The sequence below is a fragment of the Peribacillus sedimenti genome, assembly GCF_046237635.1.
In the GTDB taxonomy this organism is placed as follows: Bacteria; Bacillota; Bacilli; order Bacillales; family DSM-1321; genus Peribacillus; species Peribacillus sedimenti.
In genome coordinates, this window is sequence record NZ_CP143547.1 from 1858564 (window position 1) to 1874976 (window position 16413).

Annotated in this window: 14 protein-coding genes; 8 read left to right on the forward strand and 6 right to left on the reverse strand. The window is 43.0% G+C overall.

Annotated features, from left to right (window positions below):
* Positions 1 to 29 precede the first annotated feature (29 nt).
* Positions 30 to 782 carry a sulfite exporter TauE/SafE family protein gene (locus tag V1500_RS09145; RefSeq protein ID WP_409305250.1) on the reverse strand — a complete coding sequence of 251 codons (753 nt, stop codon included), beginning with the start codon at positions 780 to 782 and terminating at the stop codon, positions 30 to 32.
* 103 nt (positions 783 to 885) lie between these two features.
* Here V1500_RS09145 and V1500_RS09150 point away from each other — a divergent pair, with 103 nt between their 5' ends.
* From V1500_RS09150 to V1500_RS09160, 3 genes are all read left to right on the forward strand, one after another.
* Entirely contained in the window at positions 886 to 1770 is an 885-nt protein-coding gene (locus tag V1500_RS09150) for a LysR family transcriptional regulator (protein ID WP_409305251.1), read from the forward strand.
* A gap of 75 nt (positions 1771 to 1845) precedes the next feature.
* Positions 1846 to 2556 carry a 2,3,4,5-tetrahydropyridine-2,6-dicarboxylate N-acetyltransferase gene (dapD, locus tag V1500_RS09155; RefSeq protein WP_409305252.1) on the forward strand — a complete coding sequence of 237 codons (711 nt, stop codon included), beginning with the start codon at positions 1846 to 1848 and terminating at the stop codon, positions 2554 to 2556.
* Between the two features lie 70 nt (positions 2557 to 2626).
* Positions 2627 to 3754, forward strand: a complete 1128-nt coding sequence (locus tag V1500_RS09160) for an N-acetyldiaminopimelate deacetylase (protein WP_409305253.1) — start codon at positions 2627 to 2629, stop codon at positions 3752 to 3754.
* Between the two features lie 42 nt (positions 3755 to 3796).
* On the opposite strand, the gene V1500_RS09165 is transcribed toward V1500_RS09160, so the two are convergent.
* A complete protein-coding gene (locus tag V1500_RS09165; RefSeq protein WP_409305254.1) occupies positions 3797 to 4627 on the reverse strand; it encodes a mechanosensitive ion channel family protein in 831 nt (276 codons plus the stop codon).
* 763 nt (positions 4628 to 5390) lie between these two features.
* Here V1500_RS09165 and V1500_RS09170 point away from each other — a divergent pair.
* The 3 genes from V1500_RS09170 to V1500_RS09180 all read left to right on the forward strand — a co-directional run bounded on the left by V1500_RS09170 (position 5391) and on the right by V1500_RS09180 (position 10235).
* Positions 5391 to 7145, forward strand: a complete 1755-nt coding sequence (locus tag V1500_RS09170; RefSeq protein WP_409305255.1) for an ABC transporter ATP-binding protein — start codon at positions 5391 to 5393, stop codon at positions 7143 to 7145.
* 15 nt (positions 7146 to 7160) lie between these two features.
* Positions 7161 to 8981 (forward strand): ABC transporter ATP-binding protein, encoded by a 1821-nt coding sequence (locus tag V1500_RS09175; protein ID WP_409305256.1) that lies wholly within the window; start codon positions 7161 to 7163, stop codon positions 8979 to 8981.
* A 594-nt stretch (positions 8982 to 9575) separates the two neighbouring features.
* Positions 9576 to 10235 (forward strand): potassium channel family protein, encoded by a 660-nt coding sequence (locus V1500_RS09180; protein WP_409305257.1) that lies wholly within the window; start codon positions 9576 to 9578, stop codon positions 10233 to 10235.
* 48 nt (positions 10236 to 10283) lie between these two features.
* Here the strand turns inward: V1500_RS09180 and rnjA are convergent, their stop codons facing one another.
* Both rnjA and V1500_RS09190 read right to left on the reverse strand, forming a co-directional pair.
* Complete coding sequence (rnjA, locus tag V1500_RS09185; RefSeq protein WP_409305258.1) at positions 10284 to 11951, reverse strand: ribonuclease J1; 1668 nt, start codon at positions 11949 to 11951, stop codon at positions 10284 to 10286.
* A 3-nt stretch (positions 11952 to 11954) separates the two neighbouring features.
* Positions 11955 to 12170 (reverse strand): DNA-dependent RNA polymerase subunit epsilon, encoded by a 216-nt coding sequence (locus V1500_RS09190; RefSeq protein ID WP_409305259.1) that lies wholly within the window; start codon positions 12168 to 12170, stop codon positions 11955 to 11957.
* Between the two features lie 918 nt (positions 12171 to 13088).
* On the opposite strand from V1500_RS09190, the gene V1500_RS09195 reads away from it, so the two are divergent.
* Entirely contained in the window at positions 13089 to 13886 is a 798-nt protein-coding gene (locus V1500_RS09195; protein WP_409305260.1) for a Cof-type HAD-IIB family hydrolase, read from the forward strand.
* Positions 13887 to 13927: 41 nt separating this feature from the next.
* Here V1500_RS09195 and def read toward each other — a convergent pair whose 3' ends face one another.
* Positions 13928 to 14482: a peptide deformylase gene (def, locus tag V1500_RS09200; protein WP_409305261.1), complete on the reverse strand. Its 555-nt coding sequence runs from the start codon at positions 14480 to 14482 to the stop codon at positions 13928 to 13930.
* 288 nt (positions 14483 to 14770) lie between these two features.
* The gene (locus V1500_RS09205; protein ID WP_409305954.1) at positions 14771 to 14902 is read right to left on the reverse strand and encodes a YjcZ family sporulation protein; all 132 of its coding nucleotides are present in this window, start codon (positions 14900 to 14902) and stop codon (positions 14771 to 14773) included.
* A gap of 334 nt (positions 14903 to 15236) precedes the next feature.
* Between V1500_RS09205 and V1500_RS09210 the strand changes: the two genes are divergently transcribed.
* On the forward strand, positions 15237 to 15893 hold the full coding sequence (locus V1500_RS09210) for a YkyA family protein (RefSeq protein ID WP_409305262.1): 657 nt from the start codon (positions 15237 to 15239) through the stop codon (positions 15891 to 15893).
* Positions 15894 to 16413: the final 520 nt, after the last annotated feature.

Sequence of the window (16413 nt, forward strand, 5' to 3'; positions counted from 1 at the left end):
TTTATGAACAGCTTCCCGTCCGGCTGTTATTAACTGATGTTCTGGCTGATCACCCGGTATATTAACTGGCAGATCAGTGCGATTGTGACTGCATGCAAGATTAGCTTCAGCTGCCTAGGCGAAATATGGCGGGCTGCGCGGATTGCAAGCTGGGACCCAGCCAATGAACCGATGGCATAATAAATGGCGAGCCTCCAATCGAAGTTTCCTGCAAGAAGATAGGTCGAGAAGGCTGCAGCACAGCTGATGAAGGTCTGGAACCGGGTAAAAGCAAGTGCCTTCAAATAGCTCGCTCCGTTATTCAGAAACGTGTACATGAGCAGGGTTGCTTGTCCGGGACCAAACATGCCGTCATACACGCTGATTCCTAAAAGGGAAGGATATGCTTTTTTAGGCAGCAGGAAATTCTCGCCGTCCCTGGATTTGGGCTTTTTGGTAAAGCTGATGATGAATGCTGACAACAGAAGGATAATCGCAGCAATATTCATTGTTGTTTCACTGAATGAATTCGCAAGCAGTCCTCCTGACAAACCTCCAAACAGTGCAAAAGGAATGAGGGGCCATACCTGGCTCCATGTCAACTCCCTCTGCCTTAATAACGTATAGAAACTGGAAAATGACGAAAATATGTTTGAAAACTTTGCTGTGGCAATGACATGATGAATCGGTATTCCGACAAGCAGCATGGACGGCATGCCAATCAATCCGCCGCTCCCGGATATGGTGCCGACGAAGCTTGCTGCAAATCCAATAAGTATTAACAATAGTTCTGTCATGTTCATTCACTCTCTCTTTCACTTGTATTATAAGCTTGGATTAGTGATAATGAAATTTAGAGAATATTAACTTATGCCATAAGAAAAAATTATCAAGAGAGTGATGAACATGATTTTTTCCGAATATCAATTATTGAGTGTCCTCGCTCAGGAAATGAATATGAGAAAGGCCGCAGAGAGGTTATTTGTATCACAGCCTGCCTTGTCCCAAAGATTGCAATCTATAGAAAAGGAATGGGGAACCAAGCTGTTTCTGCGCTCACAAAAAGGTCTTTCACTCACTCCCGCAGGTGAGGCAGTCATCAAATTTGCCAATGAGATGCTTGAAAAGGAAGAAAAGGTTCGTGAAAGCATCAATGCCATGGAGCATGAGGTATATGGAACGTTGAAGATTGCCTGCGCTTCGATCGTCGGACAGAATTGGCTGCCCAAGGTCCTGAAGAAATTTGTCCAAAAACATCCATACGCCAAGATTTCATTGATTACAGGCTGGAGCAGCGAGATTTTGAAATCGTTATATGATGGAGAGGTCCACATAGGCATCATTCGAGGCACCCCTGACTGGAAAGGCGTCAAACAGCATCTTTTTAAGGATATGCTTTATCTCGTGGATACAGAGATGGATGACTTGAATCAAGTGCTGGAAACGGATCGTCCATTTATCCAATTTAAAAGTGATTCGAACTATTATCAGGAAATCCAGGATTGGTGGTTCAGGCAATTCCAGACCCCTCCGCGGAACACGATCGTTGTGGACCAGATTGAAACCTGCAAACAAATGGCCATGAACGGGATCGGCTATGCCATCCTGCCTGCAATCACACTGCACGATTATGATAAGAATATCTTCAAGATTCCTTTGCTGGATGAGCATAACCATTCCATGGAGCGGGATACCTGGCTCTGCGGTTATGAATCCTCCTTTCAATTAAAGCAGGTCCAGGCCTTTGCGAATGTGGTGGAGGAGTATATAAGCGGAAAAGATAATATATAAAACGACATACTTGTCACATATGCTTTAGTTTGGTAAATTTATAACTAGCAGTTATACATATGGAGGAATTGACACATGAAAATGATGGATGCAAACGAGATTATTTCTTTTATTCAAAATAGCACAAAGTCTACACCTGTAAAGGTATATGTGAAAGGTGACCTTGAGGGCGTTGATTTCGGCGCAGACTCCAAGGCGTTTATCACTGGCAATTCCGGTGTGGTTTTTGGTGAATGGGCACAGATCAGTGAAGCGATCAGCTCAAACGAAGGAAAAATCGAGGATTATGTTGTAGAGAATGACCGCAGAAATTCTGCCATTCCATTGCTTGACCTAAAAGGAATTAAAGCACGTATCGAGCCAGGTGCCATCATCAGGGACCAGGTTGAAATCGGCGATAACGCTGTAATCATGATGGGAGCTTCCATCAATATCGGTGCGGTTATCGGTGAAGGAACCATGATCGATATGAATGCTGTCCTGGGCGGAAGAGCAACGGTTGGAAAGAACTGCCACATCGGAGCTGGCGCTGTCCTTGCGGGCGTTATTGAGCCGCCATCAGCAAAGCCGGTAATCGTTGAAGACAATGTATTGGTGGGAGCAAATGCTGTGGTATTGGAAGGCGTGACAATCGGAGAAGGTTCTGTTGTCGCTGCCGGCGCTATCGTAACGAAAGATGTACCTCCTTACTCAGTTGTGGCGGGGGCACCTGCAAGAGTCATCAAAGAAATTGATGAAAAGACAAAGTCCAAGACTGAAATCATGCAAGAGCTTCGCCAGCTGTAAATGTAACCGAATATTCTACTTAAAACGTGGATGGCATCACATCCACGTTTTATTATATGGAGGAAAATTTATGGCAGATTCAACTGTCTTTACGGCCATTCGCCGTGATTTGCATAGAATACCTGAGGTCGGGTTCAAAGAATTTAAAACACAGCAATACCTGCTGAACTATATTAGCAGCCTTCCGTCGGATCGGATTGAGGTCAAAACCTGGAGAACCGGCATTTTTGTAAAAGTATCCGGAAGCAGCCCGAGTAAGCTGATCGGCTATCGTGCTGACATCGACGGCCTGCCAATCCCTGAAGAAACAGGCTTTTCCTTCGCTTCTCAGCATGAGGGCTTCATGCATGCATGCGGCCATGATTTCCATATGTCCATTGCCCTCGGTGTTTTGACGTATTTTGTTCATAACCAGGTTCAGGATGACCTTCTGTTTATTTTTCAGCCCGCTGAGGAAGGGCCTGGAGGCGCAAAAGAGATGCTTGAGACAGATATTATGCGTGAATGGAAGCCTGATATGATTATGGGTCTTCACATTGCTCCTGAATACCCGGTGGGAACCGTGGCAGTGAAGGAAGGAGTCCTTTTTGCAAATTCATCCGAGCTGTTCATAGATTTAAAAGGGAAGGGCGGGCATGCTGCTTACCCTCACCAAACGAATGATATGGTGGTGGCTGCCTGTTCACTTGTTACACAGCTGCAAACCATTGTCTCCCGAAACATAAATCCCTTTGATACAGCAGTAGTGACCATTGGCAAAATTTCAGGGGGTACCGTGCAAAACATCATTGCTGAAAAAGCAAGGCTTGAAGGGACAATAAGGACTTATACCGCTGAATCAATGGATAAGGCAAAGACAAGAATCGAACAGCTGGTGGAGGGAATCCGTGCCGGCTACCAATGTGAGGCAGTCATCGATTATGGCAGCGGCTATTACATGGTGTATAATGATGAGAAGCTGACAAGGGAATTTATGGATTGGGCTGCTGCAGAACCGGGAATCAATCTGGTTGAATGTGATGCGGCCATGACAGCGGAGGATTTTGGTTTTATGCTGAAGGAAATTCCGGGCTTTATGTTCTGGCTGGGGGTAAATTCAGAGTTTGGACTTCACCATGCAAAACTGAATCCGGACGAGGAAGCAATCGGCACTGCCATTTCCGTCCTTACAAAATATATGAATCTTATTGGGAATTGAAGAGAGCCAGGGGACAGCATAACTGTCGCCTGGCTTTATTCTTTAGGAATCGTTTTGTGCCGCATCTAAGCGTTCAAGTACTTCAAGGATCCTTTGTCTCATCTTCCTTTCCAGGGCATCCTGAGCGCCATTTACTGTCCTTGCAAGGACACGTATGGTAATGTTGGAGTCAAGGGACTCCACGCCAAGAACCCTGGGGTTATCAACAAGTATTTTTGATTCTTCCAGGGCAATCAGCCTGCAGGCTTCTTCAATAAGCCGCATTGCCTGATTTACATCCTTCTCAGGCGAGATGCTGATATCCACCAGGGCCCTCATATTGCCTCTGGAATGATTGCTCAGGCTTGTGATTTGCCGGTTCGGGATAAAATGAAGGGTTCCGTCAAAATCCCTTATTTGAGTTGTCCGTAAACCGAACTGCTCCACAATGCCAGAAAATTCTCCGATAGTTATATAATCTCCTACATCCAGCTGTCTTTCCAGCAGGATGAAGAAGCCGGTCACAACATCGCTGACAAGACCCTGAGCCCCAAACCCGACTGCAAGCCCCACTACACCGGCTCCGGCAAGGATGGCTGTGGCCTTAATCCCCATCAATTGCAGAATCGTCACAACTAATATAAAGCTTAAAACATATCCAACGGCGTTTTTTGTAAGCCCCTCAAGTGTCTTAGTCCTGCCCGCCGATCTATTTTCCTTATCTTTGACCTTCCCGAAACTGGCAGTAATTACTTTATTCGTAAAGGTCCTGACAACCAGAAATATGATATAAACCGCCAATATTTGCAGCAAAATGGAGCCGACTGTAACAAGTATCGATAACCAATCGAACCGATTGAACGAAAATGTAGTCATACTTAATAAGTTCTGCACCCCAGAATCCCCCCTTATTTCTATGCTATATGTTTTTGTAATGGACTAAACCATCTTTGTATTCCCTGACTCAAAATGAGCTAAACGCCAAAGGTCCAGCCAGGCCATCTTGCAATCTATAAGAAGGGCAGTTTTAACAGGCTGCAGCGGCAGGACCGAGTCATAAGACATGCAATTTTGGACGAAACGAGTATAATAGAACTATAAACAATCTTATTTGATTGTTTTCCTTTTACTCATTTTAGCGACCAGTGGAGCTGGCCGCTTTTTTTGTGTTTATCAAACCAAATCTCATCTTTGACGCACTATCAGACCTAATATCTCAACATGTTTTAAGAGTATGTATAAAGAAGGGTTGAAACAGAAAAACGGATAGCGCTTGTTCAGCCGCATCAGGCATAAGCGAGGAGGCCTTTTCAAGCCGCCTCAGCGGGATTGCATATAATTCGGTAACATTAAGGCAATAGTTGAGTAATAGCAAACTTCAATCGTCTTAATCATCACGCTAAAAAATAGCGAACAGCCTTTCTTATATAGGAAGGCTTTTAGTGCTGTCCAGGATAAAAAAACCAGGAAAGATTCGGTGCATTGTTTTCAGTTTCATGAAATGCAGACGAATTCAAGAATTTTTCAAAAAATATAAAAATTGTTAAAAATCTGTGGAAATTTATTTCGAAAGTCGATATATTTAGTAATACGGTTTTATTTTGCCGGGGGGTTTTCATACATAATTTGAAAATGGCATAAAAAGGGGGAAGAAGGATTGGAGACATTCAAAAAGCTTAAACAGTTTTACTGGCCATATAAAGCCTATTTCATTTATTCAGTATTGTTTCTAATATTGATTACTGGCATAACTGTTGTGTATCCGATCATCCTGCAGCTTACCATCGATGAGGTGGTAGTGAAGGAGAAATACAGCTGGATTCCGTATCTTGCGTTCGGGTTCGTAGCCATAATGGCAGTCAAGGGAGTGGCGACATTCATTCACCAATATACAGGTGACCTGTTCGGGATTAAATCCGTCTATTCACTTCGGAATGAACTATACAAAAAGCTGCAATATTTACCTTTCAGATATTACGATAACGCCAAGACTGGAGACCTGATGTCACGCCTGACGGCTGATGTGGAGGGTTTCCGTTTCTTTCTTTCGTTCGGCTTTGCTGAATTGATTCGTTTTGTTTTATTGATTGGGATTTGCTTTTGTGTCATGATCTATTACTCTGTGCAGCTAACCTTTGTTACACTGGCGACTCTGCCTTTTTTGGCAATCGTGGTTTATAAGTTTGATAAGGCAGTTCATCCTGCATTCCGGAAGGTACGCCAATCCTTCGGGAAGCTGAATACGAATGTGCAGGAAAACATCAGCGGAATCAACACCGTAAAGTCTTTATCAAGGGAAGGCTTTGAAATCAATAAATTCAATAACTCCAATGGTGAATATAAAACACATAATCTTCATAATTCCGGAATTTGGGCGAAGTATTTTCCGCTGATGGAATTGCTCGGAAACATATCAGTCGTATCGCTATTGTCATATGGAGGATATCTTGTCATAGAGGACCGGTTAACTGCAGGTGAGCTGGTTGCGTTTTACAGCCTGGTCTGGTACATACTTTGGCCGATCATCAACCTTGGATTTGTCGTGAACCTGTTTTCGCAGTCCAAGGCTTCCGGCGAGAGATTGCTGGAAATCCTGGAGGAGGAAAACCATATTAAGGAACCAGCCAATCCAATAGAAAAAGACCAATTGACTGGGGCGGTTGAGTTTAGAAAGGTCAGTCTTCAATATAAGGGAGAGGACCAGCTTGCATTGGAGAACGTTTCCTTTAAGGCGGAACCCGGTAAAATTATCGGCCTGATAGGTGCCACGGGAAGCGGGAAAACTTCAATCACTCAGCTGATCACCCGTTTTTATGAGCCTTTGGAAGGTGACATTCTAATAGACGGAAAAAATATCAAGGAATATTCTTTATATACATTAAGACATAATATCGGCTTTGTCTTGCAGGAATCGTTCCTATTTTCTTCGACCATCAAGGCGAATATCTCCTATGGAAGGCCTGACGCCTCTATGGAGGATATTGTTGATGCAGCGAAGAGGGCCCAGGCTCATGAATTTATCATGAACCTTCCTGACGGATATGACACAATGTTGGGCGAGAGAGGGATGGGGTTGTCAGGGGGCCAGAAGCAGCGGATTGCAATCGCTCGTGCCATCTGTGTAAATCCAAGCATCCTCATCCTGGATGACGCAACCAGTGCCGTCGACATGGAGACAGAATCTAACATTCAAAATGCTCTCAGGGAAGTGATGAAGGGCCGAACGACATTCATCATCGCACACCGCATTTCGTCCCTGAAGCATGCAGACGAGATTCTGGTGCTCGAGAATGGCAGGGTAGTGGAGCGCGGGGTACATGATGAACTGATTCATAACAGGGGAGTTTATCAAAGAATTTATGAAATCCAGTATAAAGACCGGGAAGCGATTCTTCAGTCGCATTCGGTGTAATAAGGGGGGATAGGCGTGAAACGAAGCGAAGTAAAGAAAAACGTGCTGGAACGTTTTAATTATTCCACGGACCAGGCGATAGAGAAGCCGTTTAATTGGAGCCAGATGCTGAGGCTATTCTCATATATGAAGCCCTATACGAAGAATCTGCTTCCTTTATCAGGATTTGCGGTGCTGATCACAACAGCCGTGCGTTTGATCATTCCGATTCTGATAGGTGTATATACACTGGACAGAGCGGTGAAAAACAAGGATACAAACTTGCTTGTTACCTTGATTTCGGTTATTGCAGGCCTTTATATACTTTCTTATGCAGCAAATATCTTCAGGATCAAATGGATGAATGAATTGGGGCAAAACGTCATATATGACCTGCGCCAGCATTTGTTTACGCATGTCCAGAGCCTGTCACACAGATTTTTTGACAAGCGTTCTGCCGGTTCCATTCTAGTGCGGATCATGAATGACATCAATTCCCTTCAGGAGCTGTTCACAAACGGAGTCATCAACCTGTTGATGGATATGATCCTATTGATAGGGGTCATCGGGATTCTGTTCACATTAAGCCCGCAGCTAACATTGGCCATTATGATTATCCTGCCAATCATGTTTTTCATCTCAACCAGCCTTCGAAAGAACATAAGACGAAGTTGGCAGATGGTACGAATAAAGCAGGCGAAGCTCAATTCTCACCTGAATGAGAGCATCCAGGGAATCCGGGTAACGCAGTCGTTTACACAGGAAAAGGAAAACATGGCGTTCTTCGATGGCATTAATAACGAGAACTTCGAAAGCTGGAATGATGCATCCCGGAAAAATGCAACCTTCCGCCCACTGGTCGAAATGACCAATGCTGTCGGCACAGCTGTATTGCTCTGGTACGGATCCACCTTAATCCAAACAGATCAATTATCACTAGGAGAATTTGTTTCTTTCGCGTTCTACCTGGGAATGTTCTGGGAGCCGATCTCCCGCCTTGGCCAGGTTTATAACCAGCTGCTTGTCGGTATGGCCTCCTCAGAAAGGATTTTTGAATTCCTCGATGAAAAGCCGATCGTTGATGAACGACCTGGAGCAGTAAGGCTTGATGACATGAAGGGTCATATTGAATTCGACCACGTTGAATTCTCCTATGATGAGAAACGCAAGGCATTAAAGGGAATAAGTCTGGAAATGAAAGCAGGCCAGACGGTGGCTCTTGTTGGCCATACTGGAAGCGGAAAGACGACGATTGCCAACCTGATCAGCCGATTCTACGATCCGACAGGGGGTTCAGTGAAGATTGACGGTGTTGACCTGCGTGATTTGTCGATCCACAGCTTGAGAGGGAATATAAGCATCGTGCTGCAGGACACCTTCATTTTCTCCGGCACCATTATGGAAAACATCCGCTTTGGTCGACCCGATGCAACAGATGAAGAGGTTATTTCCGCAGCAAAGGCGGTTGGTGCCGATGACTTCATCAATAGGCTGTCCAGCGGCTATCAAACAGAGGTAGAAGAGCGAGGGAATGTTTTGTCGGTAGGCGAACGCCAGCTGCTTTCTTTCGCCCGTGCACTGCTTGCTGATCCAAGGATATTGATATTGGATGAAGCGACTGCAAGTATAGACACAGAAACAGAAATGAAGATTCAAGAAGCATTGCGTACGCTTTTAAAAGGGAGAACTTCCATTATCATCGCTCACAGGCTCTCAACCATCCGTGAAGCGGATCGTATTTTCGTCCTGCGGCAGGGAGAAATCCTCGAGGAAGGAAGCCATAGTGAGCTGATGAATTATAAAGGCGAGTATTACCAGCTGGTAAAAGCCCAGTTCAATGTTCAGCAGGCTGGATAATATATGTAACGATGGCCCGGCATCAGTGGATGCCGGGTTTTTTTTACATGTATTGCTGGGAGTTTGGAAACATCAAATATGGATAACAAAAAACCATGAGACAGGGTATTAATTCCGGATAAAACAGGACTTTTTTTCATCTCATACCCTATTTTATTCAGCATCTCTGGCAAACCATTCAACTATTGGAGCATTTCCCTTGCTATTATTCCCAATTCTAGCTGCAAAAGATATTTGTTTGTCTAGTATAGATCACATCTCCACGTACCCTCACACAGTTTAATTTCCATATGGAAATTGAATCGACCGTCAGACTGTTGTTCCTTCACTGACAATTTGCGAGGATCATCGTAGCTCCATCGTAATCCACCTTCACTGACAATTTGCGAGGATTAATCGCATTTACATCTTACTTTCCTTCACTGGCTGTTTGCAGCAGTCGGAGCTCTCTCGTACCCCAATACATTGACCATTGCAAAAATTTTTATCGGAATCTCATTCTAATCCTCATTGAATGATTTGCGATGAAAAGGTAAGGTCATTGTGTTAAAATAGGACCATGCTTTGGAAGTAGGATATATGGAGGTATTCTTTGTGAAGAAACAGTTCGCAGTTATTGGACTTGGGCGGTTTGGCGGCAGCATTTGCCGCGCTCTTACCGAGGAAGGAATGGATGTGCTGGCAATCGACATGAATGAAGACAGGGTAAATGAATTTTCTATGATTGCCTCCCATGCGGTTGTAGGGGATACTACCGATGAATCGGTATTGAAGAGTCTGGGTATCAGGAACTTTGACCACGTAATCGTGGCGATTGGAGATGATATTCAGTCCAGCATTTTGACGACCTTGATGCTAAAGGAACTGGGAGTTAATAAAATTACCGTTAAAGCACAAAATGATTATCATGAAAAAGTACTTTTAAAAATTGGGGCGGACCATGTTGTGCATCCTGAACGTGACATGGGAAGAAGGATCGCCCATAATATTGTTTCAAATAACGTCCTTGACTACCTTGAGCTTTCTGATGAACACTCCATCGTCGAAATCATTGCGAGTGAGAGGATAGACGGCAAATCCATTTTGGATATGGATGTGCGAGCAAGGTATGGCCTTAATATTGTTGCGATTAAGCGGGGGAATGACATCAATGTTTCCCCTCAAGCTGATGAATCAATCCAAAAAGGAGACATTCTTATCGTCATCGGTGCGGATTCGGATATTAGCCGGTTCGAGAGAAAGATTTTAGGATAATGACAGCAAAAAAGAACCCTTCCAGCAGCGGAAGGGTTCTTCAATATGTTAGACTTCCATAATAATCGGAAGGATCATTGGGCGTCTTTTTGTTTTTTCATATAAGAACGGAGCCAGTGTATCGGTGATCTCGTTCTTGATTTCTGACCATTGATTCGTTTTTCTTTCCATTACTTTATTCAAGTGCTTGTTGATCAAGGATTGGGCGTCGCTTATCAAGTCACCTGATTCTCGCATGTATACGAAACCTCTGGAGATTAAATCAGGGCCCGCTGCAATTTTGAATTCCTTCATATTGATGCTGACGACCACCACCACTAATCCTTCTTCAGAGAGGATCCGGCGGTCACGAAGTACAATGTTCCCGATATCGCCAATACCGCTGCCGTCAATATAGACATTGCCAGACGGAATCTTCCCAGCCACCTGGGCTGTATCGCTGCTCAGTGCAAGCACTTCGCCATTATCCATGATGAAGCAATTTTCTTCAGGTACACCGCAATCCATCGCATGCTGGGCATGTAATTTTTGCATCCGGTATTCACCGTGGATCGGCATAAAGAATTTAGGCTTGATCAAACGAAGCATCAGCTTTTGTTCTTCCTGGCCGCCATGACCGGATGTATGGATGTCATTCAACGGGCCGGCAACTACGTCTGCACCTGCACGATACAGCATATTGATTGTCCTTGATACACTCAAGGTATTGCCCGGGATTGGCGAAGAAGAGAACACCACAGTGTCACCAGGAATAATCTGTATCTGTCTGTGTGTGCCATTGGCAATCCTTGATAAGGCAGCCATAGGCTCTCCCTGGCTTCCGGTACAAAGAATGGTTACTTTGTTTGCAGGAAGGCGATTGATCTGATTAGCATCAATGAACGTATCCTTCGGTGCAGTAATATAACCTAAATCCAAACCGATATTAATTGCCGCTTCCATACTGCGCCCAAAAACGGCAACCTTTCTGCCATGTGATACAGCAGCTTCCACCACCTGCTGCAGACGATGGATATTAGAAGCGAACGTAGCGAAAATGACGCGTCCATCCACTTTACGGAAGATGTCCTGAATGCTTTCGCCTACACGCCTTTCGGACATAGTGAAGTGTGGCACCTCAGCGTTTGTACTGTCAGAAAGCAGGCAAAGTACCCCTTCTTTTCCGATCTCTGCCATTTTGGTCAGGTTGGCAGGTTCTCCTACCGGTGTAAAGTCGAATTTGAAATCCCCTGTATGGACAATTTGTCCAGGAGGAGTCTTTACTACGATTCCGTAAGAGTCAGGAATACTGTGGGTTGTCCTAAAAAAGGTAACGGAGGTTTTCCGGAATTTGATGATATCGTCTTCCTGAATCTCGATCATTTTTGTCTGTCGCAGAAGACCATGCTCCTCTAGCTTGTTTCTTAGCAGCCCCAGAGCTAGCTTTCCGCCGTATACAGGAATGTTGACCTCTCTTAATAGGTATGGAATTCCCCCGATATGATCTTCGTGTCCATGTGTAATGAAAAGACCTTTGATTTTCTCTACATTCTTTACCAGATAACTGTAGTCAGGTATTACATAATCGATGCCCAATAGCTCGTCCTCAGGGAATTTGATGCCGGCATCGATTACGATGATTTCATCCTGGAACTGAACTGCGTATGTGTTTTTGCCGATTTCGCCTAAACCGCCCAGGGCGAAAACAGCAGTTTGATCATTTTTTACAAATTTCATAAATTATCCTATCTCCAATACATTAAAATCTTCATTATGTTCTTTTTCATATACTAAATAGTCCTCGCTTACTTTTTGGACATACTCCACATTAAAATTCCTGTCCTTGATTGCCAGACGTACTTCCCGCTCGGTATTGGCCGCCACATATATGGTTTTAGTATTCTCGCGAACGGGGACTTGTGATGCATCCTCTTGGTAGTAAACCTTAAATATCATAAATGAATCGCTCCTATCTTCTATTTAATTGCTTTTTTCATTATATATAAAAACAACAATTATTTCATGTTATGCATATGCATGCCAATACCTCTATTGACAGGCATGAATTTGCAAGGGCTGCGTATGTTGTTTGGTCCGTTTATTTCTGGATTACACAGAATTATTATACCCTAATAACATCATCTGAAATGGTAAAATGTTACTATTTTAAGGATGTTGTTCGAATATTTTTCCTTCTCTGCACGCGTCAGAATAAAGGCCCATTGTCATATAGGCAATCCAGGATCAATCATATGCAAAGCTTTAGTAAAAGTAGCATATGGTGAAAAACAGGCAATGCATCTGTTTATGCCTTTACTACATGTCAGCCTTTTATGTATATCCTTTGTGAATTCCAGGTATCTATAATGGCGTTTGATTATATCGCTGATTATAAAGGAAAACTTGAAAAACGTGGAGGTTGGAAGAAATATCATACCTTTAGACTTTACAATAAGGAATAAGCCCTTCGCAAGTTTTTGAAGGGCTATTTTACGAAAAGAAAATCTATGCGATTGTTTTCTTTCTCAAAAGACCATGCCATTGTCTCTGCAACTTTCTTCGCAGTTTCTTTAACATGGTGGATCACTCCCCTTATCTAATATTGTAAAGGAATATCAAATAATGTAAATAAGTCTTTCTGGGTTCTGGCTTATTTTTTTTGCCTTTTTTGCTGCATGCGGGGAAAGGGGACATTAAAATCTGTATTAATATATGTATATTCTAGTATTTTTTGCACCGTTTTCTCTGGCAATTTTTTGAAATGTTGTTACATAAGCCGCCGGGAATCTCTTATCAACGTGTAATTTCTTGACAATGACAGTCCTGGGGTATTAAATGTGTACATATTAAAGAGTAATCATGCAATCATAAATCATGAAACTTGGATTAGGATGTGAAGTTGTGAAGATAGTATTTTTTGATATAGATGGGACGCTGCTCGACCATGATAAAAAATTACCGTCCAGTACCAAAAAGGCGATCGAACAATTGCAAAATAACGGAATCTATGTAGCGATTTCCACTGGAAGGGCTCCGTTTATGTTCACCGAACTTCGAAAAGAACTGGGAATCGAGACTTTTGTAAGCTTTAACGGCCAATATGTGGTATTTGAAAATGAAGTAATCTATAAACACCCGCTTGCTCTTGATGAAGTAAGGGCGTTGCATAAAGCTGCCAATGAAAATGAAAGCACTCCACTCATTTTTCTGAATGAGAAAACAATGAAATCGAGTGTCAAACATAGTGAAAGAATCGTCGAGGCAATGGGGAGCCTAAAGTTCACTCATCCAGAACAGGACGAGCATTTTTATGAGGACCATCAGATCTATCAGGCTCTTCTGTTCACGACGGGTGAGGAGCAGAAATGGTATGAGAATAAGTATGACAGCTTTCGATTCATACGCTGGCACAAATATTCGGTGGATGTTTTACCTAAAGGAGGCTCAAAGGCCGGTGGCATCAAAACCCTAATGGAGAAGGTTGGATTCAAACTGGAGGATGTCTATGCTTTTGGCGACGGCCTTAATGATATTGAGATGCTGGAAACTGTGGGACATGGAATTGCCATGGGAAATGCGTTGGATGAAGTGAAGGGCTTTGCTGATTACGTTACAACCGGTGTAGATCAGGATGGGATCTATAATGGACTTAGATATTATAAGCTGATTTAACAGATGGAGCACGATCCGAGAGGACTGGATCGTGCTCCTTTTTATCTTTCTATGACGGTTGCCCCGTCCGGCGCCAGATATGGATTTTCTTTGTTTATGCGATCGTAGAACATTACACCATTCAGATGGTCGATTTCGTGTTGAAACACAATAGCTGGCAGACCTTTTAAGCGCAAGGTCACTTTTTCTCCATCAGCTGAAACCCCTGTTACTGTAATTTTTGCATATCGGGGTACAAAGCCAGGCACAGCTTCATCGACTGAAAGGCAGCCTTCGCCTGTGGCAAGGTAGGAAAGCGCAACAGAGTGGCTTATAATCTTTGGATTAAAAAGCGCATAGGAATAAAGAGTGCCATCCTCATCCTTTACATGTACGGCTATCATTCGCTTGGGAACATTTATTTGTGGTGCCGCAAGTCCTATGCCGGGCCTTAGTCCATATTTTTCGGCTAATTCCGGGTCTTGACTATTTTTCACATACTCCAGCAAACTCAGCAGAATTTGTTTGTCTTCACCTGAAGCAGGAAGCGGCACCTCCTCAGCCGTTTGTCTTAGTACGGGATTTCCGTCTCGTATGATATCTTTCATTGTCAGCATTCCGCCTGCACCTCAATCAATTCTTAAATTATGTATTTACAGTCTACCAAATAGGCCTGAAAAAGTTAACGGATTAATGCCTGAGATAAAATTGATTCCTTTTGCTTAGCTGGTCTAACTTGATACATGGTTTGCGGGAGACTCTCCTGAACCAGGAGGATTATAAATAAAAGCAGGACAGCCATACGGCCGCCCTGGGCTGCTGGAAAGACATGCTGCGAAAATTGAAGAATTTCTTGCTACTTCCGGAAAATGCGGGTGAAAACCGAAGTAAGCAGAAAAGGAATCTTAGAAGCCGCAGCTGGCTCCAACAATGATTAGCAATATAAACAGGACAACGATCAACGCAAAGCCTCTGCCAAAGCCCCCGACTGGCGCAACCGGATAGCCATAGCCCGGAAAAGCAGAAACCGGGGACACCGGATAGCATTGGCCATATCCAAAGCTGGGTCCATACGGGGCTGGCGCAACCGCGGCCGGTGATACGCCTGGGGCTGCTGGAATATTTTCATAATTCATCATGTGGGACTCCTCCTGTATTTGTGAAATCATGCCAAAATCCAAACATTACACTATAGCCTATGCAATTTATATGGGGATGTGAGGGCGGATGCCCAGCTGCGGCAAGAAGAAAAACAATCTGAATATCAAAGCTGCTTCGGCAGATCTTATCGAAATTAATAGTGTATGTTTATTGTAAAAAAAGGGTACATCCCTTATAGTAGATTATGTTATGGGTTAGGGGGAGTCTCCAGTGAAAAAGTATGTTAGTTTGCTCTTTATGTTAATGATTGCGGCAGGTCTATTATCTGCCTGTTCCGAAAGGCCGGAAGAACAAATATCTTCGATCCTGGAAGAAGCAGTCAAGAAAGAGCAAGGATTTGAAGAGCAGCAGGCTCCGATCATTGAATCCGAAAAAGAGGAAAAAGAGCTGTATGGAAAAATCATTGGGCTAAGCATGAAGGAATTCGACCAAATTGTGAAGCTGTCGGACAAAGCGCTTGAGAATCTTGATAATCGTGAAAAATTGATCGATAAAGAGCGTAAAAGCATCGAAGCTTCCAAAAAAGAATTCGACAAAGTGGATGAAAAGGTTAGAGAAATAGAAGACAAAGCAGCGAAAGACAAAGCAGAATCCCTGCAGAAATCCATGGAGGAAAGATATGCTGCCCATGACAGCCTGTATGCCTCGTATAAGAAAAGCCTTGCTAAGGATAGGGAACTCTATACCTTCTTTAAAAAGAAGGATTTAAAGATGGAAGAGCTTCAGGCGAAGATCGATGAAATAAACGCTGCTTATGAAGAAGTCATCAAAGCAAATGAAAAGTTTAATTCTGCTACAGAACAGTATAATAAAGATAAAAAGCTATTCTATAAAAGCGCTGGATTGAATTCCGGCGATAAGAATTAAAAGCGGACACCACTTGGCTGGGTCCGCTTTTTTTATTTCAAGACAGCACATTTCGCTTTTTTGTATCAATACACGTTTTATACAACGGATTATTATTTTAAGTTAGCGATTTAGTTAATTGCTGAATTGGAAAACTTTATGATTAAAGGAAAAACTGATTGGATACCCTTTAACACGAGAGATATAAATATTATATTGAGTTAATTCTTTCAAGATGAAAATTTAAATGAAACTGATATATATAATACAGAAGGTGTGTTTATTGTATAACAGTTTGGAAATGGAGGAATTTCAATTTATTTTTTATTGAAGTGAAAAGGTTGTAAATTTAGAGATGATAGTAATTGACGAATTAAATCGAGTTAGGTACACTTAAATCGGAATAAAGCATTGTATCATATTGGTTGCCGACAACATTGGTACAGAAATGTCATTGGATTAAGGTTCATCTTTTGACATGTTTCGGTGTTGGCTAGTGTGGGAATTAAACACTGATGTGGACCATTGCAAACAACAATTG

What these genes read in the sequence shown, in the direction of transcription:
- V1500_RS09150 (WP_409305251.1), top strand. Translation starts at nt 886, where the DNA reads ATGATTTTTTCCGAATATCAATTATTGAGTGTCCTCGCTCAGGAAATG.
- V1500_RS09145 (WP_409305250.1), bottom strand. Translation starts at nt 782, where the DNA reads ATGAACATGACAGAACTATTGTTAATACTTATTGGATTTGCAGCAAGC.
- V1500_RS09195 (WP_409305260.1), top strand. Translation starts at nt 13,089, where the DNA reads ATGAAACTTGGATTAGGATGTGAAGTTGTGAAGATAGTATTTTTTGAT.
- rnjA (WP_409305258.1), bottom strand. Translation starts at nt 11,951, where the DNA reads ATGAAATTTGTAAAAAATGATCAAACTGCTGTTTTCGCCCTGGGCGGT.
- V1500_RS09160 (WP_409305253.1), top strand. Translation starts at nt 2,627, where the DNA reads ATGGCAGATTCAACTGTCTTTACGGCCATTCGCCGTGATTTGCATAGA.
- V1500_RS09190 (WP_409305259.1), bottom strand. Translation starts at nt 12,170, where the DNA reads ATGATATTTAAGGTTTACTACCAAGAGGATGCATCACAAGTCCCCGTT.
- dapD (WP_409305252.1), top strand. Translation starts at nt 1,846, where the DNA reads ATGAAAATGATGGATGCAAACGAGATTATTTCTTTTATTCAAAATAGC.
- def (WP_409305261.1), bottom strand. Translation starts at nt 14,482, where the DNA reads ATGCTGACAATGAAAGATATCATACGAGACGGAAATCCCGTACTAAGA.